Source organism: Streptomyces sp. TP-A0356, from assembly GCF_001417775.1.
Taxonomy (GTDB): domain Bacteria; phylum Actinomycetota; class Actinomycetes; order Streptomycetales; family Streptomycetaceae; genus Streptomyces.
Genome location: NZ_BBZJ01000034.1, coordinates 47,549 through 67,207 on the forward strand (window position 1 = coordinate 47,549; position 19,659 = coordinate 67,207).

Sequence of the window (19,659 nt, forward strand, 5' to 3'; positions counted from 1 at the left end):
CCGACACATGGACCACCTCATGACCGACATACGTCTCGTCGTGCTCGACATGGCCGGGACCACCGTCGCCGACGGCGGACTGGTCGAGCGGGCGTTCGCCGCGGCGGCCGCCGAGATGGGCGTGGAGCCGGGCTCCGCCGACCACACCGAGAAGCTGGCGTACGTACGGGCCACCATGGGCGAGTCCAAGATCTCCGTCTTCCGGCACCTGTTCGGACAGGAGGGTCTCGCCCGGCGCGCCAACTCCGCCTTCGAGAAGGCGTACGGCGAGCTGGTCGACGGTGGACACGTCACCGAGCTCCCCGGAGCCCGCGCCGCCATCGAGGAACTGCGGGCCGACGGCCGGACCGTCGTGCTCACCACCGGGTTCGCCCGCGTCACCCAGGACGCGATCCTCGACGCACTCGGCTGGCGGGAGCTGGTCCCGCTCACGCTGTGTCCCGCGGACGCCGCGGGCCGCGGACGGCCGTATCCCGACATGGCGCTGACGGCCTTCCTGCGTACCGGGGCGGCCGAGGACGTGCGGCAGATCGCGGTCGTCGGGGACACCTCGTACGACATGCTCGGCGGTGTGCGCGCCGGGGCGGGCGTGGTGGCCGGGGTGCTCACCGGCGCCCACGACGGGGCGGCGCTGCGGGCGGCCGGGGCCACGCACGTGCTCGGCTCGGTGTCCGAACTCCCCGCGCTGTTGAGAGGAGCCGACACCGCATGACCGGGATTCGCTTCGACCGGGTATCGGTGGCGTACGACGGGACCACCGTCCTCGACGCTCTCGACCTCACCGTCGAACCCGGCGAGGTCATGGCGCTGCTCGGCCCGTCCGGCTCCGGGAAGACGACCGCGCTGCGGGCCGTCGCGGGGTTCGTACGGCCGGTCACCGGACGGGTCTTCGTCGGGGGGTGCGACGTCACCGCTCTGCCGCCGCACCGGCGCGGGATCGGCATGGTCGTGCAGCAGTACGCGCTCTTCCCGCACATGCGGGTCGCGGACAACGTGGCGTTCGGGCTCAGGGCGCGGAAGGCGCCCCGGCGGGAGATCCCCGGACGGGTCGCCGAAGCGCTGGAGATGACCGGGATGGGGGAGTACGCGCGCCGCTATCCGCGCGAGCTGTCGGGCGGACAACAGCAGCGGGTCGCGATCGCGCGGGCCCTCGCCGTACGCCCCGGAGTGCTCCTCCTCGACGAGCCCCTGTCCGCGCTGGACGCCCGGCTGCGCTCCGGGATGCTGGCCGAACTCGCGCGTCTGCACCGGGAACTGCCCGACGTGACGATCCTGTACGTCACCCACGACCAGGTCGAGGCGCTGACCCTGGCGGACCGGATCGCGGTCATGGACCGGGCACGGTTGCGGGACGTGGGGACGCCACGAGAGCTGTACCGGGCGCCGCGCACCGAGTTCACGGCGTCCTTCGTGGGGAGCGCGAACCTGCTGCCGGTGACCGTGGGGGCGAGGGGGGTCGCCTTCGGCGGTGCCGAACTGGAGGTGGACACACAGGGAGCGGCGAAGGGGTCCGCCGCCACCCTGTGCGTACGGCCGCACCTCGTCGGACTCGGGCCCGGACCCAACCGGCTGGCCGGAGTCCTCGGCGAGATCCAGTGGCGGGGAGCCACCCACCGTCTGTACGTGGACGTGGACGGCCACCGGCTCATGGCCGACGTACGGGAGCTGCGACGTCCGCCCGCGCCGGGGGACGCGGTGGAGGTGCACTTCGCACCGGAGGACGCGGTGCTGCTGGCCGCGGGGGTGTCCCATGGCTAGCCGTCTGACCTGGGCCCTGCCACCCGCGGCCCTGCTGGCCGCCGCCTTCCTCTACCCCCTCACCCTCGTCGTCCGGCAGTCCCTCCGGCCCGACACCGGTGGCACCTCCCTCAAGCCCTACGACGACGTCTTCGCCTCCCTGGTCTTCCGTGAGGCCCTGTGGACCACCGTCTGGCTGGCGCTCGCGGCCACCGCCTGCTGTCTCGTCCTCGGGTTCTTCCTCGCGCTCGTCATCGCCTTCGTCCCGTTCCCCGGGGCGAGGGCGGTCGCCCGGTTCGTCGACGTCTTCCTGTCCTTTCCCTCCTTCCTCGTCACGCTCGCCCTCCTCTTCCTCTACGGCAGCGCGGGGATGGCCAACGGGCTGTGGCGCGACGCGACCGGTGCGGCCACCGGGCCCTTCCAGTTCCTCACCACCCCCTGGGGCGTCCTCCTCGCCGAGGTCACCTACTTCACCCCCTTCGTGATGCGTCCCCTCCTCGCGGCGTTCACGCAGCTCGACACGGCACAGGTGGAGGTCGCCGCGTCACTGGGGGCACGGCCCGCGCGGATCGTGCGCCGGATCGTCCTGCCCGAGGCGCTGCCCGCGCTCGCGGCCGGCGGCGGCCTCGTCCTCGTCCTCGCCCTCAACGAGTTCGGCATCGTGCTGTTCACCGGCGCCAAGGGCGTCACCACGCTGCCGACGCTCGTCTACAGCAAGGCGATCCTGGAGTCCGACTACCCGGGCGCCTGTGTCGTCGCCGTCGTCAACGTCCTCGTATCCGTGGGCCTGTACGGCCTCTACCGGGTGGTGAGCCGCCGTGCTGGTGCATAGCCGCACGGGGAAGTGGGCCGCCTGGGGCCTCTTCCTCGTCCTCTTCCTCCCCCTCTTCGCCCTGCCCCTGCTCGTCGTCCTCGCCGCGTCCTTCGCCGGTCACTGGTCCGGCGCGCTCCCGTCCGGCTTCACGACCGCGCACTACACGGCCGCCACCCGCGGTGAATCCCTCCGGGCGCTCACCACCAGCCTGGTCACCGCGGTGACGGCGAGTCTGCTCGCCCTCGCCGTCGGCACCTGGGGCGCGCTCGGCGCGCACGCCCTGCCCAAGCCGGTCCGGCGGGTGCTCGACGCGCTGTTCGTGCTGCCCGTCGCCGTCCCCTCGGTCGTGGTGGGGCTCGCGGTCCTCGTCGCCTTCTCGCAGCCGCCCGTACTGCTCAACGGCACCCGGTGGATCGTGATCCTCGCCCACACCGTCCTCGTCACGGCCTTCGCGTACCAATCCGTCTCGGCGGCCCTGCTCCGCCTCGACCCCGCCTACGAGCAGGCCGCCGCGTGCCTCGGCGCCCGGCCCGGGTACGTCCTGTGGCGGATCCGGCTGCCGTTGCTGCTGCCGTCCCTCACGGCCGCCGCGGGGCTCTGCTTCGCCCTGTCCATGGGCGAGTTGAGCGCCACGATGATGCTCTACCCGCCCGACTGGACGCCGCTGCCGGTCCAGATCTACGCCGCCACCGACCGCGGCTCGCTCTTCACCGGCTCCGCCCTCGCGGTCGTCCTGATGACGGCCACCCTGCTCGTCCTGTTCACCGTGGCCCGGGTCCGCACGCGGGCCGTACACCGCTGACCACGCCGTTCACCCACGCACCGTTCACCTACGCACCGTTCACCCACGCAGGCAAGGAGTTCATTCCGTCATGCCCACGATTCCCGCCAAGCCGCTCGCCGCCGTCCTCGGGGGCCTCCTTCTCGCCGGCTCGCTCACCGCCTGCGGCGGCGGCTCCACCGCCGCCGCCGACACCGTCACCGTCTACAGCGCGGACGGCCTCAAGGGCGAGAACGGGGACGGCTGGTACGACCGCGTTTTCAAGGACTTCGAGAAGCAGACCGGGATCAAGGTCAAGTACGTCGAGGGGGGCTCCGGCGAAATGGTGCAGCGCGCCCTCCGTGAGCGGACCAACCCCCAGGCCGACGTCCTCGTCACCCTTCCCCCCTTCATTCAGCAGGCCGACAGCAAGGGCCTGCTCGCCAAGTACGCGCCCCAGGGTTCCGTCGAGGTCGCCGACGCCGACAAGGCGGCCGACGGCACCTGGACCGCCGTCGTCAACAACTACTTCGGGTTCGTCTACAACAGGAAGGAGCTCAAGAAGGCGCCCACCACCTGGGAGGAGCTGCTGGAGGGGACGTACCGGAACAAGCTCCAGTACTCCACCCCGGGCGTCGCCGGCGACGGCACCGCGGTGCTGGTCAAGGCGATGAACGACTTCGGAGGCAAGGAAGCGGCGCTCGCCTATCTGAAGAGGCTTCAGGCCAACAACGTCGGCCCGTCGGCCTCCACCGGCAAGCTCGCGCCCAAGGTCGACAAGGGCGAACTGCTCGTCGCCAACGGCGACGTGCAGATGAACTACGCCCAGTCCAGGACCATGCCGAACCTCGGCATCTGGTTCCCGGCGCGACGGGGCGGACGGCCCACCACCTTCGCGCTGCCGTACGCCGCCGGGCTGGTCACCAAGGCCCCGCACTCGGAGAACGGCAGGAAGCTGCTGGACTACATGCTCAGCCGCACCGCCCAGGAGCAGGTCAGCGCCATCGGCGGAGGATTCGCGGCCCGCAAGGACGTCGGGGCCAAAGACGCCAACGCCGCGGCCCTGACCAAGATCATGGACGGCGTCCAGGTCTTCCGGCCGGACTGGAACGACATCGACAAGAACCTTCAGACCTATGTCGAAGACTGGAAATCCGCTACGAACAGCTGATCGCTAGGCTGGGGCCCCGGCGCACCGTACGGCAGGAGATCGCACATGGCAGAGCGCAAGCCCATCGAGTCGTGGCTCACCGACATGGACGGTGTGCTGATCCACGAGGGTGTTCCGATCCCCGGTGCCGACGCGTTCCTCAAGAAGCTGCGTGAGTCCGGCAAGCCCTTCCTGGTGCTCACCAACAACTCCATCTACACCCCGCGCGACCTGCACGCCCGGCTGCGCCGTATGGGTCTGGACGTGCCGGTCGAGAACATCTGGACCTCGGCGCTGGCCACCGCCCAGTTCCTGGACGACCAGCGGCCGGGCGGGTCGGCGTACGTCATCGGCGAGGCCGGTCTGACCACGGCGCTGCACGACATCGGCTACATCCTGACCGACCAGGAGCCCGACTACGTCGTCCTCGGCGAGACCCGCACCTACTCCTTCGAGGCCATGACCAAGGCGGTCCGGCTGATCGACGCGGGCTCCCGCTTCATCTGCACCAACCCCGACGAGACCGGTCCGTCGCCGGAGGGCCCGCTGCCCGCGACCGGCGCGGTCGCCGCGCTGATCACCAAGGCGAGCGGCAGGAAGCCGTACTTCGCGGGCAAGCCGAACCCGCTGATGATGCGCACCGGGCTCAACACGATCGGGGCGCACTCCGAGACCAGCGCGATGATCGGTGACCGGATGGACACCGACGTGCTGGCCGGCATGGAGGCCGGGATGCAGACGTTCCTGGTGCTCACCGGGCTGACCACGCCCGAGGGCATCGACCGGTACCCGTTCCGCCCCTCCCATGTCGTGAACTCGATCGCGGACCTCGTCGACCTCGTCTGACGCCCCTCCGTCCGGCAACCGACCCCCGTACGGAGTAGTCGAGGGTCCCGTCCGGATGCGCCGGAGTGCCCGGCAAGGGACTCTCCTGGTATCGGGAGGTTCACGATGGGTTCACTACGGCTCACACTCTGTGCCGGATCGGTCGTCGCGGTCGCCCTCGCGCCGACGGCGTACGCGGTGGATGCTCAGGGCGTCTTCCTGACCCCTGCCTCGCCCATGCCCGGCACCGACGTCCGGCTGGCCGTGCGGGGCTGCGCCGGTACGACCGGCAGCGCGGTGTCGGACGCGTTCGTGGCGGAGGCGCGGCTCGTCGGCAGGGACGGCATGCTGACCGGCGACACCCGCGTCCGCTCCGCACTGCCACCGGGCAGGTACTCCGTCACCGTCGGCTGCGACGGCCGGCAGGTCAAGGGCGTGCTCACCGTCGGCGGGCCGTCCGTGTCCCCACCCCGGGCGCAGACCGCTCCCGCATCCCCCGGCATCCCGGCGTCCGCCGCGGTCCCGGCGGCCCCGACCGCCCCGGCGACCCGCAGCGCCCCGGTCCGGCCCTCCGCTCCCTCCTCGCCGGTCGCGCCGGTGCCCGCGGGCGGCGGCGGTACCGCGCCCCTCTCCGCCGCCGACGCCCGGGCCGCCGGGCCCGGCACCCGGCAGGCGGTCGTCGGCCTGGTCCTCGCGAGCGTCGCCGCCATCGTGGTGGTCGCCCGCAGCGTCCGTCGGGGCCGCGGCCGGGAGTGAACGTGTCCGAGCGCGAGCGTTTCTCCGGTACCGGGCGTCTGCTGATGGGGGTCGCCTGGGTGATCCTGTTGCTGGGGCTGTGGCTGTGGGGCCGCGAGGTGACGGACGTACGCCATGGGATTTCCGCGCCGACGACCGGCGACATGGCCGCCGTCGGCAGGCCCCCGCAGCCCGCACTGCCGCCCGCGGCCAAGCCGCTGGCACAGGCGGCGCCGCTGCGCTTGGACATCCCCGTCATAGGGGTGCAGGCACCGGTCGTGGCGCGCGGCCTGGACCAGCAGGGCGCGATCGACCCGCCGCCCTTCGACCAGCCGGGCGTGGTCGGCTGGTACGGGAACGGCGTGAAACCCGGGGCCGCCGGGACGGCGCTGTTCGTCGGGCACGTCGACACCGAGACCGGTCGCGCGGTCTTCTACAAGCTCAGCAGTCTGCGGCCGGGCGCCACGGTGCGGGTGGTCCGTGACGACGGCCGGGTCGCCGAGTTCACCGTCGAGGACGTCCAGGTCCTCACCCGCGACCACTTCGACGCCCGGCAGGCGTACGGGACACGCGAGCCGGGGCGGGCCGAACTACGGCTGATCACCTGTGGCGGCACCTTCGACCGGGCGAACCACGAGTACACGGCGAACGTGGTGGTGTCGGCGTATCTGACGGGCACCGGACGGTGACGTCCGACGGGCATGGACGGTGGGTGACGCCCGACGGTCGTCGACGGTGACGCCCGCGGCCCCCGCCCTCCGGGAGACGGGCTGTAACAGCTGTCCGACAAGAGCCGTGCGACCTCGTGGGCGCCGCGGCGGGTATGTCACGATTGGGGCGTAAGACGGTACACCCAAGGGGGAGTTGGATGTACGGGACGAGGAGTGCCGGGGGACGGGCCGCCGCCGCGGCGGTGGGGGCCGCGCTGCTGCTGGCCGGGTGTTCCTCCTCCGGGGGCGGCGACCGGAAGAACGACTCGGGTGGGGCGATCACCCAGCAGCCGAAGACCTCCGACCCGTTCTGGGTCAACCCGGACGGCAACGCGGCACGGCAGGTCGCCGCGTACCGGAAGGCCGGGAAGACGGCCGAGGCGGACCAGATCAGGAAGATCGCCGAGCGGCCCACGGGGGAGTGGATCGGGCCGGAGAACCCCGAGGCGGAGGCGCAGGGATTCACCGAGGCCGCGCGGAAGGCGGACCGGACGGCGCTGCTGGTCCTCTACAACGTCCCGCACCGCGACTGCGGACAGTTCTCGCAGGGCGGCGCGGCGGACGGCAACGCGTACCGGACCTGGATCGACGGCGTGGCCCGGGGCATCGGGGACCGGCGGGCGACGGTGATCCTGGAGCCGGACGCCGTGCTGCACATGGTGGACGGCTGCACGCCGGCCCAGTTCCACGAGGAGCGGTACGACCTGCTGAAGGGCGCGATCGCCAAGCTCAAGGCGCTGAAGAACACCAAGGTGTACCTGGACGCGGGCAACGCGGGCTGGCAGCACCCCGACCGCATCTTCCAGCCGCTCCAGCGGGCCGGCGTCGCCCAGGCCGACGGCTTCGCCGTGAACGTCTCCAACTTCTACTCGACGCCGGAGTCGATCGCGTACGGCAAGCAGCTGTCGGCGAAGGTCGGCGGCAAGCACTTCGTGATCGACACCAGCCGCAACGGCAACGGGCCCTATGCGACGGGTGATCCCCAGCAGCGCTGGTGCAACCCGCCGGGGCGGGCCCTGGGCGAGACCCCGACGACGAGCACGGCGGACCCGCTGGTGGACGCGTATCTGTGGGTGAAGCGCCCGGGCGAGTCCGACGGCACGTGCCAGGGCGGTCCGAAGGCCGGGGACTGGTGGGCGGCGTACGCGCTCAAGCTCGCGGAGGCCAGCAAGTAGGCGCTCTTGGAGCTCTTACACGTGCGCGGGTGTCAGGGGACCTTGACCCACTGCGCCACGCTCGGCGTTCCCTGGTCGTCGTCGACGAACAGCATGTACCACCCGGACTGGACGAGGTTGCGGTTCTTCGGGACCGTCACCGTGATCGTGGCCCCCGACGTCTTGAAGTCCAGCGCGATCGACCGCTGATCCACGTCCGTGACGTGCGTGGACGCGCTCGGCCGGATCAGCCGCACCTTCTTGATCGACGAGGCGTGCTGCGAGGTGAACGTTCCCGAAGCACCGCGTGCGATGGTCGCCGGCCCGCCCGACAGCGAGGGCCGTGCGTCCCGGTACAGATACGGCGGCGTGTAGATCTCGATGCGCTGCTCGAACTTGCCGGGCTTGGTGTTCGCCCTGTCGCCGTACAGCGAGTCGGAGCCGAAGAACATCACCCGGCCGTCGGGCAGCAGGAGCGAGCCCGAGTGGTAGTTGCGGCCCACCAGCGGGTCGGCGACCCGCTGGAGCGTGTTGGTGTCCGGGTGGTAGATCCGCGCCTGGAGGATGTCGGAGTCACTGCGGCCCCGGTAGTCCTCCGAGCCGCCCGAGACCAGCACCGTGTCGTCGGGAAGGATCGAGGACTGCGGGTAGCGCGTGCCCTTCTCCAGCGTCGGCCCGTCCACGAAGTGCGGGTTCTTCGCCTTCAGGTCGACCAGCCGCGTCCTGTTGGTCGACAGTGCGGACTCGCCCACCCCGCCGCCACCGATCACCATGTACCTCTCGTCCTGTGCCGGTGGCAGCAGCACCGTCCCGGACGTCTCCATCATGTTCGGGTCGCTGAGCCCCGGCACCTTGGTGAACTTGTTGCTGTCGACGTCCCAGACACCGGGGTCGCGGCCCACGTCGGCCGGACCGTAGCCCGCGTTCGAACCCGAGTAGAAGACCTTGCCGTTCTGCATCAGGAACAGTGCGGGATAGGTCGGGAACTGGCGGATCTTCGGCGTGTACGTCCACTTCTTGGTCCCCGGATCGAAGATCTCGTTCTTGCCCGGGACCAGCTGGCCGATGTCGTCGAGGCCGGACACGCTGAGGATCCTGCCGTCGCCCAGGGTGGTGAGCGTCGGGTACCAGCGGGCTTCGTTCATCGGGTCGACCTTGATGTACTTCTCGGCGACCGGATCGAACTCGTAGGCGTCCCGGATGCCTTGGAAGTCCTTCTTGTCGAGGGCGAGCTTCTGCGCGATGCCATAGGTGTTGCGCGCGTCGGCGCCCGTCAGGCCCCGGATCCGGTAGTTGTCCTGGGTGCCGGTCTCGTACTGGGAGCCGCTCTGCTGCGCCTCGACGTATATACGGCCGAGGCCCGGGTCGTTGCGCAGGAACCTGCCCGTCCCGTCGAAGACCTTCTTCGCCCGCGGCACCAGGACGGGGTCCTTGGACACGAAGGTCTTGCCGTTCGCCCTGCCGGTGAACCCCGTGCCCGCGGGCAGAGTGATCGGCTTGTCCGGGTTCTCGTTGTGGACGATCATCAGGCCGCCGGCCTTGGTGACGTCACCCTTCAGCTTCTCGTACCGCTTGGTGCCGCCCGCGATCAGGATGTCGCCGTTGTCCAGCTGGGTGTGGCCCGTGCAGAACAGGTCGTTCGGCGTCGGGACCTTCTTGATCGTGCCCTTGACCGGGTCCCAGATCCGGGAGTCGAACCGCTTCTTGTCGAAGTTGACCTGGTTGTTGCCCGAGCCCGCGACGAGCAGCACCTTCCCGGTGTGCAGCAGGACCGCGTGGATGGTGTCCTGGCGGTACTCCTCGGGGAACTCGATGATCTGCCAGTGGCCGTTCTGCGCCTTGTACTCGGGCTTGTCGATCGTGTACTGGTGATACCGCTGCGACCCGAAGCGGTACAGCCACGGTCCGTTCATTCCGGCCAGTGCGAGGACCACCGCCGTACCTATCGCGAGACGGCGGGCACGACGGCGGCCGGCCTGGTCCTTCATTTCTTGTGTCCCCCAAGGGCGATCTGCATGGTCTGGTCACTGTCTCCGTGTCCGGCCCAGGTGGGCCGCTGCCCCGGCGCGTGCGCACCGACGGCCCGCTGCGGTATGACCGGGCTGTCCTGCGGCTCGGCCGCGTCGGACGGCCGCTTCCTCTCCTGCCGCAGCGTCCAGCGCCATACGAAGAGGGGCGAGGCCGTGATCAGCAGGGCGATCGAGGCCCAGGTGATCATCGCGGGATGGGAGTGACCGAGGAGGAGGCCGGCGGCGATCGAGCCGCCGAAGACCAGGACGAAGAACAGATGGATCCGGAAGGTCCCGAACAGGGTGTCCGGGCTTGTCGAAGCCCCCTTGGGAGTGACCACGAACGTGCTCTTGCGACGCAGCACGGCGTCCATGAGCGAGCGGGCGTAGACGGGCGCCGACAGCGCCGACATCACCATCCCGGCCACGCCGCCGGAGCCCTCCGGCTCGTGCGGCGAGACGTTGTGCCGGCGGTTCCAGATGTACAGGCCGATCTGCAGCGCCGAGGCGTTGCCGTACAGCATCAGCCAGACCGTCGGGTCGATGTTCACACCCGAGGCGCCCAGCCCCAGGAACAGCGCACAACTCAGCGCCGCCAGGATCCAGTTGAGGGCCGACATCGGATAGAAGACGATCATCATCGTGTAGTTGAAGAGCTTGCCCGGCGACAGCGAGAAGAAGCCCTTCCAGTACTGCTTGAGGATCGTCTCGTACGTGCCCCGTGACCAGCGCAGCTGCTGGGTGAAGAAGTCCGTCCAGGCGCCCGGGCCCTCGCCGACCGCGAGCACGTCCGGGGTGTAGACCGACCTCCACTTCTTCCCGGTGGCGGGGTTGCGGTGGCGGTGCATCTCGAAGCCGGTCGCCATGTCCTCGGTGATCGAGTCGTACAGCCCGCCGATCTGCTTGAGCGCCTTGATGCGTACGGCGTTGGAGGTGCCGACGAACATGGGGGCGCCGTAGCGGTTGCCGGCCCGCTGGATCAGCGCGTGGAAGAGGAACTGCTGCGACTCTGCGGCCTTGGTGACGAAGGTGTCGTAGTTGCCGTACACCTGGGGGCCGATGACGAAGCCGACGTCCGGGTCGCGGAAGAAGCCCAGCATCCTCTCCAGATAGTTGGGCAGCGGCACGTGGTCGGTGTCCACGGAGGCGAAGTAGTCGTACTCGTCGCCGTGCGCCTCCAGCCAGGCGTTGTAGTTGCCGTGCTTCGTCCTGGCGCGGTGCGGGCCCTTGGGCTGGTTCCACCTGGGGATGCCCTTGCGGGTGAAGTGGTGCACACCCAGGCGCTCGCAGACCGCCTTCACCTCCGGGTCGTCGCCCTCGTCGAGGAGCCAGACATGCAGAAGGCCCCGGTGCCGCAGCCGTACGGCCGCCTCCAGGGTCTTCGTCACCATCGACAGCGGTTCCTTGCCGGGGACGTACGTGGTGATGAAGGCGACTCTGGTGCCGGTCTCGGGCACCACCGGGATCGGGTCGCGGGCGACCAGCGTGGCGTGCGCGTTCGACAGCACGTTCATGCAGCGGAAGAACTCGATCAGGCCGATCGAGACGAGCATCACGACGTCGAGGGCCGGCAGGAAGTCGTAGGCGGGATAGTCGCGTTCGGTCCAGTGCGCGGGCTGGAGCAGCCAGGCGAGCAGGATCAGCGACAGCAGCGGCGCCGCACTCAGCATGAGGGCGGCGCGGACGCGGTGCGGCTCGTGGGAGAGCAGTGAGCGGTACTGGACCTTGTACGGCTTGGTGGGATCCGGTTGTGTGAGGGGTCCCGCCAGCCGGCTGTAGTGCTCGTAGTCGTATCTGGGAAGTGTGTTCCGGATCCGGTGGATGCTGCCGGTGTGGCCCGTCCGGTGTGCCGGCACCCTGAGCCGGGTCGTCTCTGACGGGTCGAAGTCCTGCCGGGCGCCCGTCGGCGTCGACGTCATGAGTCATCCCCCCGCACGCATACGTGCGCGTGTTCGTTGATCTTTCGCCCGCCCGCTCCGGTCCCCCTCGACCATCGCGAACGGTCAGTGACTGGTCGGCCTCACCGCGTCACGTATCATATCGACACGAAACGCGACCTTCCGGTTGCATGATGCCCCCCTCGACATCCGTTCAGCCGGGACCCCCATCCCGCGCGCCGCAACCGGCCCGAGCCCCCAACTGCCCTCTCTCGGCAGTCCCTTGACGTCCAGGGTTCTATGGCGTCCGGCATGATCGCAAGAGCGAAACACGGTGTTTACCGGTCATACCCGCTCATTGAGACGCTTCTTGGAGTCTTCTGGTGCGGTTGAGACCACCTGTGTACGGAAGTTGAGAAAGTGTTGCCTCATGGCCTCCTTTGCGGGTACGGCATCCCCGGACCGCACCGCGTCGAGGATCTCCCGGTGCTGCCGGCAGATGACCTCCGGATCCCGCGGCACGTCCACCAGATCCGTGCGGACGCGGTGGAACGCGTCCCGGAAGGCCCCCAGCACCTCGCTCGGCAGCGCGTTGCCCAGCCCTCGGTAGAGGGTGGCGTGAAAGGCGCGGTCGGTCTCGGCGAGGCCGGCCCCTTGCCCGGTCTCCTGTTCCATACGATCGACGAGTGCGTCCAGTGCGACGAGGTCCCGCTCCGGCACCCGGCTGGCCAGCCGGGAGACCAGTCCCGTCTCCACCGCCTCGCGCACCGAGTTCCGGCCGGCGCCGAGCGGCGTCATGAGTTCGGGCTCGGTCGGCAGGACCGCGCCCGGGGGCAGGCGGCGGTCGACGATGAGTCTCCTGATCCGCTCCTGCAGGTCGCGTCCCATGGCCAGAGGCCATCCAGCCAATCGGTGCGGGCTCCCCGTGCGGAGGGATGCGAAATGGCCCCTCGGGTGAGCGAGGGGCCATTCCGGTCGTGCGCCGCCAGGGACTCGAACCCCGGACCCGCTGATTAAGAGTCAGCTGCTCTAACCAACTGAGCTAGCGGCGCCTGCTGACCTGGAGAACTCTACCCGATGTGGAGGGGTGCTCCTGTCCGTGGGGCGCGGCGGCGGCCCGTCGTCCGGATGTGCCCGGACGCGCCGAGAGCGGCCCGTGTACATCATTCGGACCGTCAACATGCGGTTCCGGTGGCGGGTTGGAAAACTGACGGTCATACAGAAATGAGGGTGATTCACCTCAAAACGAACAGGGAGTGTGAGGGTCGTCTCATGGAGACTCCGGTATTCGAGGAATTCGAACCCCAGCGTGGCTGCGACTGCCCAGGATGCGTACACGGGTACCATGGCGTCCCCCTCCCCTCCCTCTTCGGGCCGGCCGGCCGCCCGGCGGTGCGCAAGGCCCTCGCCCTGGCCGCCGCCGCGGGCACGGTGCTCGGAGTGGGTCATGCGGCGCCGGCCGTGGCGGCCGCCCACGCGCCGCTGCGGCCGGGGACCCCCGCGGAGGACGATCCTCCCGCCACCCCGCAGGGCCGCACGGCACCGCTGCACGGCTCGGGCTGGATGCCGGCCCCGGCCCTGGTGCCCACGACGACCCGGGCGCAGATCATCAACCGGGCGAAGAAGTGGGTCAGCGCCCAGGTCCCGTACAGCATGGACAAGTACTGGTCGGACGGTTACCGGCAGGACTGCTCCGGCTTCGTCTCGATGGCCTGGAACCTCGGTACCAACGAGTGGACGGGCAGCCTCGACCGGTTCGGCGTCCGCATCGCCAAGGACGATCTGCAGCCGGGTGACATGCTCCTCTTCCACAACCCCGCCAACCCGGAGAAGGGCTCGCACGTCGTCATCTTCGGCGGCTGGACGGACTACACGCACACGTACTACATCGCCTACGAGCAGACCCCGCCGGTGGCCCGTCGGCAGTCCACGCCGTACGCGTACTGGGTCAATTCCGGCCGCTATGTGCCGTACCGCTACAAGCACATCGTCGACAGCAAGGGCGGCACCCAGGGCAAGGACGCACCGGTCCCGGTGAACCTGCCCGCCTCGTCGGTGCGCTATCCGGGTGCCGCCTCCTTCGGTCCGGGCGCCGACAACGTGCACGTCACCGAGCTCGGCGGGCTCCTCGTCTCGCGCGGCGGGGCCCGCTTCTACACGAGGGGTCCCGGGCCGCGCTGGAGCGAGGCGGACCGGCGGGCCACGCAGGCGTTCCAGCGGGCGCAGGGGTGGACGGGACGGGACGCGGACGGGCTGCCGGGGCCGACGACCTGGCAGTACCTGGCGCGGAAGAGGGGCAGGGACATCCCTCCGTCCGCGACTCCCGCCGGGGCCGCGGCTCCCGTCGGCGCCGCGGGGGCGCCGGGTGCCTCCTCGCCCGGAGTGCCCGGCTATCCGGGTCCGAGCAAGTTCCGGCCGGGCGCGAACAATCCGTACGTCACCCTGCTGGGCCGACAGCTGGTCAGGAAGGGGTTCGGCGCGCACTACACCGGCGGGCCCGGGCCGCGCTGGAGCGAGGCCGACCGGCGCAACGTCGAGGCGTTCCAGCGGTCCCAGGGCTGGCGCGGTGCCGCGGCCGACGGTTACCCGGGACCGGAGACCTGGCGGCGCCTGTTCTCCTGACCCCCGTCCCGGCCCGATTCCCGACGCACCTCGGCACGGCACTTCCCGGCGCGGAGGCATGGAGGCACGTATGAGTACGACATCGCAGACCCCGGAGCCGAATCAACCACCGGACCGGGCGGACGCCCGGCGCGAAGGGGCGCCGGATCAGGAGGGTGGCCGGTGCGAGGGGGCGTCGGGAGGGGCAGGTGGCCGGTGCGAGGGGGCGCCGGGCCAGGGGGGTGGCCGGTGCGAGGGGGCGCCGGGCCGGGAGGGTGGCCGGTGCGAGGGGGCGCCGGGCCGGGAGGGTGGCCGGTGCGAGGCGGCGCCGGGCCGGGAGGGTGGCCGGTGCGAGGGGGCGCCGGGCCGGGAGGGTGGCCGGTGCGAGGGGGCGCCGGGCCAGGCGGGTGACCGGCATGAGGGGGCGGTAACGGACCGGGGGGCTGCCCGGCGTGAAGGGGCGCCGGAGTCGGCGGGTGTTGGGCATGGTGGGGGGTCGGAAGGGGCGAGCGCTCGGCATGGTGGGGCGTCCGAGTCGGCGGGTGTTGGGCATGGTGGGGGGTCGGAAGGGGCGAGCGCTCGGCATGGTGGGGCGTCCGAGTCGGCGGGTGTTGGGCATGGTGGGGGGTCGGAAGGGGCGAGCGCTCGGCATGGTGGGGCGTCCGAGTCGGCTGGCGCTCGGCATGAGGAGGTGGCGGCGGATCACGCTGGTGCCCGGCAGGCCCGGATCATTCACGGCGAGTCGACCACCGAGATCCCCGTCCATCTGCTGTTCCGGGACGAATCCGGCCCGGTCTCCGTGCCGCTCGCCCCGGCCGTCGTGGCGCGGCGGCTCGGCGCGGACGAGCAGGCGCGGGCAGCCCGGCCCGCGCCGCAGGGGCGCCGGGTGCCGGCCGCCGATCCCGAACTGGCCGAGCGGCCCGCGCGGGTGCTGTCCGGCGCGGTGGGCGTGCTGGCCGGTCTCGGCGGGATGGCCGGCTGTGCGGCCGTCACATGGTGGGCGGGGGTCCTGCCGCCGGACGCGGCCCGCGCGCTGGAACTTCCGGTGTCCGGGGGCACCGGGGCCGGGCTGGTGCAGTGGGCCGCGTACGCCGGGGCGGGCACGCTCGCCCTCCTCGGCTTCGGCGGGCTCGCGCGTGGGCGTACCGGGCGCGCCTGGGTGCTCGCCCGGTGCGGCCGCTACCGGGGCACGGTCCGCCGCACGGGCCTGCTGTGGCTCAGCCCGCTGGTGCTGCGCCGCCGGGTCGACGTACGGCTGCGGCACTGGCGCAGCGAACCGATGCCCGCGGTCGACGCCCATGGCGTACCGCTGCGCGTGGTCCTGCTGGTGACCTGGCGGGTCAAGGACACCGCGCGGGCGGTGCTGGGTACGGAGGACCACGAGACGTATCTGCGGGAGTGCGTGGAGTCGGCGCTCGCGCGGGTGCTGCCCCAGGTGTCGGCCGATCTGCCCACGGCGAAGGACGGGGTGACCCTGCGTCATGTCGAGGCAGCCGCCGACACACTCACCCGGCTGGTGGCTCAGGACGCGGCGCCGGTCGGTCTGGAGGTGTTCTCGACGCAGCCGACACGTGTCGAGTACGCCCCCGAGGTCGCCGAGTGGATCCAGCGTCGCCGTATCGCCGCGCTGGATGCCCGGCACCGCGACACGGTGCTCAGCTCGGTCGTCGACTCGGTGGAGGACACCATCACCCGGCTGACCACGCGCGGCCTGGTCGAACTCGACGACTACGAGCGCAAGGCGCTGGTGAAGGACCTGACGGTGGCGTTCTACACGGGGCGTCCGGCCGACGGGGTCTGAAAGCCCTGCTGATTGGTATGGACATGTTCAACTGACGGCAATAATCTGGGACTTGGTCTAGACCTGCACGGCTCACTGAACTTCCCCCACGTTCTCCAGGAGCGGCAGCATGCGCACAAGGACCAGGTTGTACGCCGCCGTGCTGGGCCTCGCGACCGCCGGAGCCTTCGTGCTCTCCACCGGTGGCGCCAGCGCCCACGGCTACACCGACCAGCCCCTCAGCAGGCAGAAGATGTGTGCCGCGAACGGCGGCATCGTCACCGGCTGCGGCGACATCCAGTGGGAGCCGCAGAGCGTCGAAGGCCCGAAGGGCTTCCCGGCGGGCGGCCCGAACGACGGTCAGATCTGTTCGGCGAACCACACCAACTTCAGCGCGCTCGACCAGCCCAGGACGCCCTCGGGCGGGGCGTGGCCGACGACCCGGGTGACCGGCGGGCAGAGCTACACCTTCCGCTGGCAGTTCACCGCCTCGCACGCGACGACCGACTTCAAGTACTACGTCACCAGGCAGGGCTGGAACCAGAACCACGCCCTGGCCCGGGCGGACCTGAACACGACCCCGTTCCTGACCGTCCCGTACAACGGCCAGCGCCCGCCGTCCACGCTCACCCACACCGGCACCCTGCCGAGCGGGCTGAGCGGGCATCACATCATCCTCGGGGTGTGGACGATCGCGGACACGGGCAACGCGTTCTATTCGTGCGCGGACGTCACGTTCTGAGCCGCGTTTCGTCCCTGGTCCCTCCGGGGGCCGGGTTCTGAGCCTCCCTTGAGGGGCGCGGCCGTCCCGGGCGGGTACGTTCCACGCACGTCGGCATGACCGTGTGGGCGTGCGTGGAGTCGTACGACCTCGGGGGAAACATGGACTTCCTGTTCTACGCGGCGCCGAGCCTGATCATCACCGGAGCGCTGGCCATGGGTGCCGTGGTGGTTCGCCGCTCGCTCCGGCTGAGGAGCAACTGGAGCAGCGGCCTGACCGCCGAGGCGCGCTGTCTGGGCACGTACACGACGACCAGCGGTGGTGGTGACACCTCCGTGACCACGACGCTGCACCACGTCTACGAGTTCACCACCCGCGAGGGCCGCGCGGTCTGCTTCGAGGAGGCGGGCGGCCCACGTACCACGGTCGAGGGTGACATCGTCACCGCGCACTACACCGCGGCCCGCCCCGAACGGGCCACCGCCCATGCCCCGGCGCCGGGCACGGCCCTGGCGGGCGCGGTCGGCATCCTCGGGTGCCTCTCCGTGGTCGTCGCCTTCTGTGTCGGCTTCATGGTGACCTACACCGCGGTCTTCGCGGGCGACGGCCCGTTCGCACGCTTGCCGTAGGGCAGGCACGCTCGGCCGGCCCACGGGTGTACCGTCGCGGAGCTGGTGCGGGAGCGGTGGGGTGATCACCGGCCGGGGCTGTGGTTCGAGGGGCGGGTGCCTCAGTCAGCACCAGGTGGCCGCGGGAGCGGCGGCGCGGGCGGCGCTGCTCGTCGACCTGCTGCGTGGCCGCGCCCCCACGACGTGCGGTGGAGCCACGCGGAAACGGCGAAGGCGAGCCTCGCTCGCGCTGTACGCGAACACGACTCGCCATCGCCATGGTGCGCCGCCAGGGACTCGAACCCCGGACCCGCTGATTAAGAGTCAGCTGCTCTAACCAACTGAGCTAGCGGCGCAGACTCTGTCGCTGTTCACTCTCGCGCCCGGCGACAGAGAAAATACTACCTGGTCCGGAGGGGTGCTTGTGACCACCCTCAGATCGCGAGCGACAGCAGGACCGGGGCCGCCCCCTTGTTGAGCCACTCCGCCGCCTGCCGCAGACGGTGCGCGTGCTCCACCGGCAGGGAGAGCGCCAGGCAGCCGACCGAGGAGCCCGCGGTGATCGGGACGGCCGCGCAGACCGTGCCCACCGCGTATTCCTGCAGGTCGAGCACCGGGACCGTCGGTGGATGGGCGTCGAGGCGGGACAGCAGGACCTTCTGACTGGTGATCGTCCGCGAGGTGAGCCGGGCCATCTTGTGCCGGGCGAGATGGTCCCGCCGGCCGTTGAGGTCGAGCTGGCCCAGCAGACTCTTGCCGACCGCGCTGGCATGGGCCGAGAAACGGAAGTCCACCCACTCGTGCACCGCGGGTGTCGCCGGGCTCTCGGCGCACTGGGTGATGTGTATCTCGCCGTCGATGTAACGGCTGATGTAGACCGCGGCGCCCACCGAGTCGCGCAGCCGGTCGAGGGTCCGCTGGAGCTTCTCGCGCAGGGCCTGCTCGTGCTCCCGGGCGGAGCCGAGCCTGCTGAGGGCGGCGCCGGTGACATACGCGCCGTCGGCCGTCTGCTCGACGTACCCCTCCCTGCGCAGCATCCGCAGGAGCGAGGTCAGACGGTGGGCGCCGAGTCCGGTGAGGCGGGCGAGCCGGGCGTCGGTGACCCCGGTGGGGTGCCGGGCCACCGTCTCCAGGACGCGCAGCGCGTCCTGGGCCGAGTGGTACGGAGCGGTCGGCTCATGGGTCAGCGCCACGGTCTCCCCCTGCGCTTTCGGGCCATTCTCGGGACAGCTTGGCTTCCTCCACGATACGGCGCAAAGGCTCACCCGGGAGCGGGCGTTGACGTACTTTGTGGTGCCTTTTGCCCCTCCCGGCAGGAACGTGCCACAGCTGCACATGCCCCTGTCGTGAACCGACGGTCGGGATCTCGCCAAATCACCGCCTTCACTCCCCGTAGTCAGAGCACTGCGCTGAGGAATTCCCGGGTGCGTGCCTGCTCGGGTTCGCTGAAGATCTTCTCCGGGGAGCCCGCTTCGATGACATGGCCGGAATCGAACATCAGGACCCGGTCGGAGATGTCCCGGGCGAAGCTCATCTCGTGCGTCACGCAGAGCATCGTGATGTCCGTGGTATGAGCGATGTCGCGGAGGACGTCGAGGACCCCGGCGACCAGCTCCGGGTCGAGCGCGGACGTCACCTCGTCGAGCAGCAGCACCTGCGGGCGCATCGCCAGTGCCCGCGCGATCGCGACCCGCTGCTGCTGGCCGCCGGAGAGCTGGCTCGGGTACTTGTCCAGGTGCTCGCCGAGCCCGACCAGGTCGAGCAGTTCGCGCGCCCGCTGCTCGGCCTCGTCCTTCGACAGCCCGAGGACGGTGACCGGTGCCTCGGTGATGTTCCGCAGCACCTTCATGTTCGGGAACAGGTTGAACTGCTGGAAGACCATTCCGATGTTCTTGCGGATCTCCCGGACCTGCTTCTCGGGGGCCGGGTGGAGCCGCTGTCCGGCGACCGTGATCGTGCCCTCGTCGGGCTTGGTCAGGGTCATCAGCAGCCGCAGGATCGTGGTCTTCCCCGAGCCCGACGGGCCGATCAGCGTGACGTGCTTGCCCGCCTCGACCGAGAAGTCGAGCCCGTCGAGGACCGTGTGGTCGCCGAAGCGCTTGGTGACCTTGTCTAGGCGGATCAGCTCGCCGGTGGCCGCAGGCGGGTTGGCGTGGGCGTCGGATTCCTTCATCAGGG

Annotated in this window: 18 protein-coding genes and 2 tRNA genes; 13 read left to right on the plus strand and 7 right to left on the minus strand. The window is 70.6% G+C overall.

Annotation, left to right across the window (positions count from 1 at the left end; translation table 11 throughout):
• Positions 1-19: 19 nt before the first annotated feature.
• The 9 genes from ASC56_RS33130 (at position 20) to ASC56_RS33170 (ending at position 7,906) form a co-directional block, all read left to right on the plus strand.
• On the plus strand, positions 20-712 hold the full coding sequence (locus tag ASC56_RS33130) for a phosphonatase-like hydrolase (protein WP_234377176.1): 693 nt from the start codon (positions 20-22) through the stop codon (positions 710-712).
• Complete coding sequence (locus tag ASC56_RS33135) at positions 709-1,758, plus strand: ABC transporter ATP-binding protein (protein ID WP_055495293.1); 1,050 nt, start codon at positions 709-711, stop codon at positions 1,756-1,758. Before ASC56_RS33130 ends, ASC56_RS33135 begins: the two co-directional genes overlap by 4 nt.
• Positions 1,751-2,569 carry a 2-aminoethylphosphonate ABC transporter permease subunit gene (locus ASC56_RS33140; RefSeq protein ID WP_055495294.1) on the plus strand — a complete coding sequence of 273 codons (819 nt, stop codon included), beginning with the start codon at positions 1,751-1,753 and terminating at the stop codon, positions 2,567-2,569. Before ASC56_RS33135 ends, ASC56_RS33140 begins: the two co-directional genes overlap by 8 nt.
• Positions 2,556-3,353: an ABC transporter permease gene (locus ASC56_RS33145; protein ID WP_055495295.1), complete on the plus strand. Its 798-nt coding sequence runs from the start codon at positions 2,556-2,558 to the stop codon at positions 3,351-3,353. The genes ASC56_RS33140 and ASC56_RS33145 overlap by 14 nt, the downstream gene beginning before the upstream one ends.
• Before the next feature lie 70 nt (positions 3,354-3,423).
• The gene (locus tag ASC56_RS33150; protein ID WP_055495296.1) at positions 3,424-4,482 is read left to right on the plus strand and encodes a 2-aminoethylphosphonate ABC transporter substrate-binding protein; all 1,059 of its coding nucleotides are present in this window, start codon (positions 3,424-3,426) and stop codon (positions 4,480-4,482) included.
• A 45-nt stretch (positions 4,483-4,527) separates the two neighbouring features.
• The gene (locus ASC56_RS33155; protein WP_055495297.1) at positions 4,528-5,307 is read left to right on the plus strand and encodes an HAD-IIA family hydrolase; all 780 of its coding nucleotides are present in this window, start codon (positions 4,528-4,530) and stop codon (positions 5,305-5,307) included.
• A gap of 105 nt (positions 5,308-5,412) precedes the next feature.
• Positions 5,413-6,042 (plus strand): hypothetical protein, encoded by a 630-nt coding sequence (locus ASC56_RS33160; RefSeq protein ID WP_055495298.1) that lies wholly within the window; start codon positions 5,413-5,415, stop codon positions 6,040-6,042.
• A gap of 2 nt (positions 6,043-6,044) precedes the next feature.
• The gene (locus tag ASC56_RS33165; RefSeq protein ID WP_055495299.1) at positions 6,045-6,710 is read left to right on the plus strand and encodes a class F sortase; all 666 of its coding nucleotides are present in this window, start codon (positions 6,045-6,047) and stop codon (positions 6,708-6,710) included.
• A 179-nt stretch (positions 6,711-6,889) separates the two neighbouring features.
• Positions 6,890-7,906, plus strand: a complete 1,017-nt coding sequence (locus ASC56_RS33170; protein ID WP_055495300.1) for a glycoside hydrolase family 6 protein — start codon at positions 6,890-6,892, stop codon at positions 7,904-7,906.
• 32 nt (positions 7,907-7,938) lie between these two features.
• Here ASC56_RS33170 and ASC56_RS33175 read toward each other — a convergent pair whose 3' ends face one another.
• From ASC56_RS33175 to ASC56_RS33190, 4 genes are all read right to left on the minus strand, one after another.
• On the minus strand, positions 7,939-9,873 hold the full coding sequence (locus ASC56_RS33175) for a galactose oxidase-like domain-containing protein (protein WP_055495301.1): 1,935 nt from the start codon (positions 9,871-9,873) through the stop codon (positions 7,939-7,941).
• Complete coding sequence (locus ASC56_RS33180; RefSeq protein WP_055495302.1) at positions 9,870-11,813, minus strand: glycosyltransferase family 2 protein; 1,944 nt, start codon at positions 11,811-11,813, stop codon at positions 9,870-9,872. The genes ASC56_RS33175 and ASC56_RS33180 overlap by 4 nt, the downstream gene beginning before the upstream one ends.
• Before the next feature lie 303 nt (positions 11,814-12,116).
• Positions 12,117-12,659 (minus strand): FadR/GntR family transcriptional regulator, encoded by a 543-nt coding sequence (locus tag ASC56_RS33185; protein WP_055495303.1) that lies wholly within the window; start codon positions 12,657-12,659, stop codon positions 12,117-12,119.
• Between the two features lie 90 nt (positions 12,660-12,749).
• Positions 12,750-12,823 (minus strand) — tRNA-Lys (locus tag ASC56_RS33190).
• 220 nt (positions 12,824-13,043) lie between these two features.
• Here ASC56_RS33190 and ASC56_RS33195 point away from each other — a divergent pair.
• The 4 genes from ASC56_RS33195 (at position 13,044) to ASC56_RS33210 (ending at position 17,502) form a co-directional block, all read left to right on the plus strand.
• Entirely contained in the window at positions 13,044-14,393 is a 1,350-nt protein-coding gene (locus ASC56_RS33195; protein WP_055495304.1) for a peptidoglycan-binding protein, read from the plus strand.
• Positions 14,394-15,063: 670 nt separating this feature from the next.
• A complete protein-coding gene (locus ASC56_RS42420) occupies positions 15,064-16,173 on the plus strand; it encodes an SPFH domain-containing protein (protein ID WP_055495305.1) in 1,110 nt (369 codons plus the stop codon).
• A 109-nt stretch (positions 16,174-16,282) separates the two neighbouring features.
• Positions 16,283-16,894, plus strand: a complete 612-nt coding sequence (locus ASC56_RS33205; protein ID WP_055495306.1) for a lytic polysaccharide monooxygenase — start codon at positions 16,283-16,285, stop codon at positions 16,892-16,894.
• A 95-nt stretch (positions 16,895-16,989) separates the two neighbouring features.
• Positions 16,990-17,502, plus strand: coding sequence for a DUF3592 domain-containing protein (locus ASC56_RS33210; protein WP_371330346.1), 513 nt, complete (start codon positions 16,990-16,992; stop codon positions 17,500-17,502).
• 258 nt (positions 17,503-17,760) lie between these two features.
• Here the strand turns inward: ASC56_RS33210 and ASC56_RS33215 are convergent.
• From ASC56_RS33215 to ehuA, 3 genes are all read right to left on the minus strand, one after another.
• Positions 17,761-17,837 (minus strand) — tRNA-Lys (locus tag ASC56_RS33215).
• A gap of 78 nt (positions 17,838-17,915) precedes the next feature.
• The gene (locus ASC56_RS33220; RefSeq protein ID WP_055495307.1) at positions 17,916-18,674 is read right to left on the minus strand and encodes an IclR family transcriptional regulator; all 759 of its coding nucleotides are present in this window, start codon (positions 18,672-18,674) and stop codon (positions 17,916-17,918) included.
• A 203-nt stretch (positions 18,675-18,877) separates the two neighbouring features.
• Complete coding sequence (gene ehuA / locus ASC56_RS33225; protein ID WP_055495308.1) at positions 18,878-19,654, minus strand: ectoine/hydroxyectoine ABC transporter ATP-binding protein EhuA; 777 nt, start codon at positions 19,652-19,654, stop codon at positions 18,878-18,880.
• Positions 19,655-19,659 lie beyond the last annotated feature (5 nt).

Bases quoted from the DNA above. Each gene is read 5' to 3' on its own strand.
- ASC56_RS33205 (WP_055495306.1), top strand. From the start codon at position 16,283: ATGCGCACAAGGACCAGGTTGTACGCCGCCGTGCTGGGCCTCGCGACC.
- ASC56_RS33160 (WP_055495298.1), top strand. From the start codon at position 5,413: ATGGGTTCACTACGGCTCACACTCTGTGCCGGATCGGTCGTCGCGGTC.
- ASC56_RS33195 (WP_055495304.1), top strand. From the start codon at position 13,044: ATGGAGACTCCGGTATTCGAGGAATTCGAACCCCAGCGTGGCTGCGAC.
- ASC56_RS33175 (WP_055495301.1), bottom strand. From the start codon at position 9,873: ATGAAGGACCAGGCCGGCCGCCGTCGTGCCCGCCGTCTCGCGATAGGT.
- ASC56_RS33150 (WP_055495296.1), top strand. From the start codon at position 3,424: ATGCCCACGATTCCCGCCAAGCCGCTCGCCGCCGTCCTCGGGGGCCTC.
- ASC56_RS33210 (WP_371330346.1), top strand. From the start codon at position 16,990: ATGACCGTGTGGGCGTGCGTGGAGTCGTACGACCTCGGGGGAAACATG.
- ASC56_RS33170 (WP_055495300.1), top strand. From the start codon at position 6,890: ATGTACGGGACGAGGAGTGCCGGGGGACGGGCCGCCGCCGCGGCGGTG.
- ASC56_RS33155 (WP_055495297.1), top strand. From the start codon at position 4,528: ATGGCAGAGCGCAAGCCCATCGAGTCGTGGCTCACCGACATGGACGGT.
- ASC56_RS33140 (WP_055495294.1), top strand. From the start codon at position 1,751: ATGGCTAGCCGTCTGACCTGGGCCCTGCCACCCGCGGCCCTGCTGGCC.
- ehuA (WP_055495308.1), bottom strand. From the start codon at position 19,654: ATGAAGGAATCCGACGCCCACGCCAACCCGCCTGCGGCCACCGGCGAG.
- ASC56_RS33180 (WP_055495302.1), bottom strand. From the start codon at position 11,813: ATGACGTCGACGCCGACGGGCGCCCGGCAGGACTTCGACCCGTCAGAG.
- ASC56_RS33185 (WP_055495303.1), bottom strand. From the start codon at position 12,659: ATGGGACGCGACCTGCAGGAGCGGATCAGGAGACTCATCGTCGACCGC.
- ASC56_RS33135 (WP_055495293.1), top strand. From the start codon at position 709: ATGACCGGGATTCGCTTCGACCGGGTATCGGTGGCGTACGACGGGACC.
- ASC56_RS33130 (WP_234377176.1), top strand. From the start codon at position 20: ATGACCGACATACGTCTCGTCGTGCTCGACATGGCCGGGACCACCGTC.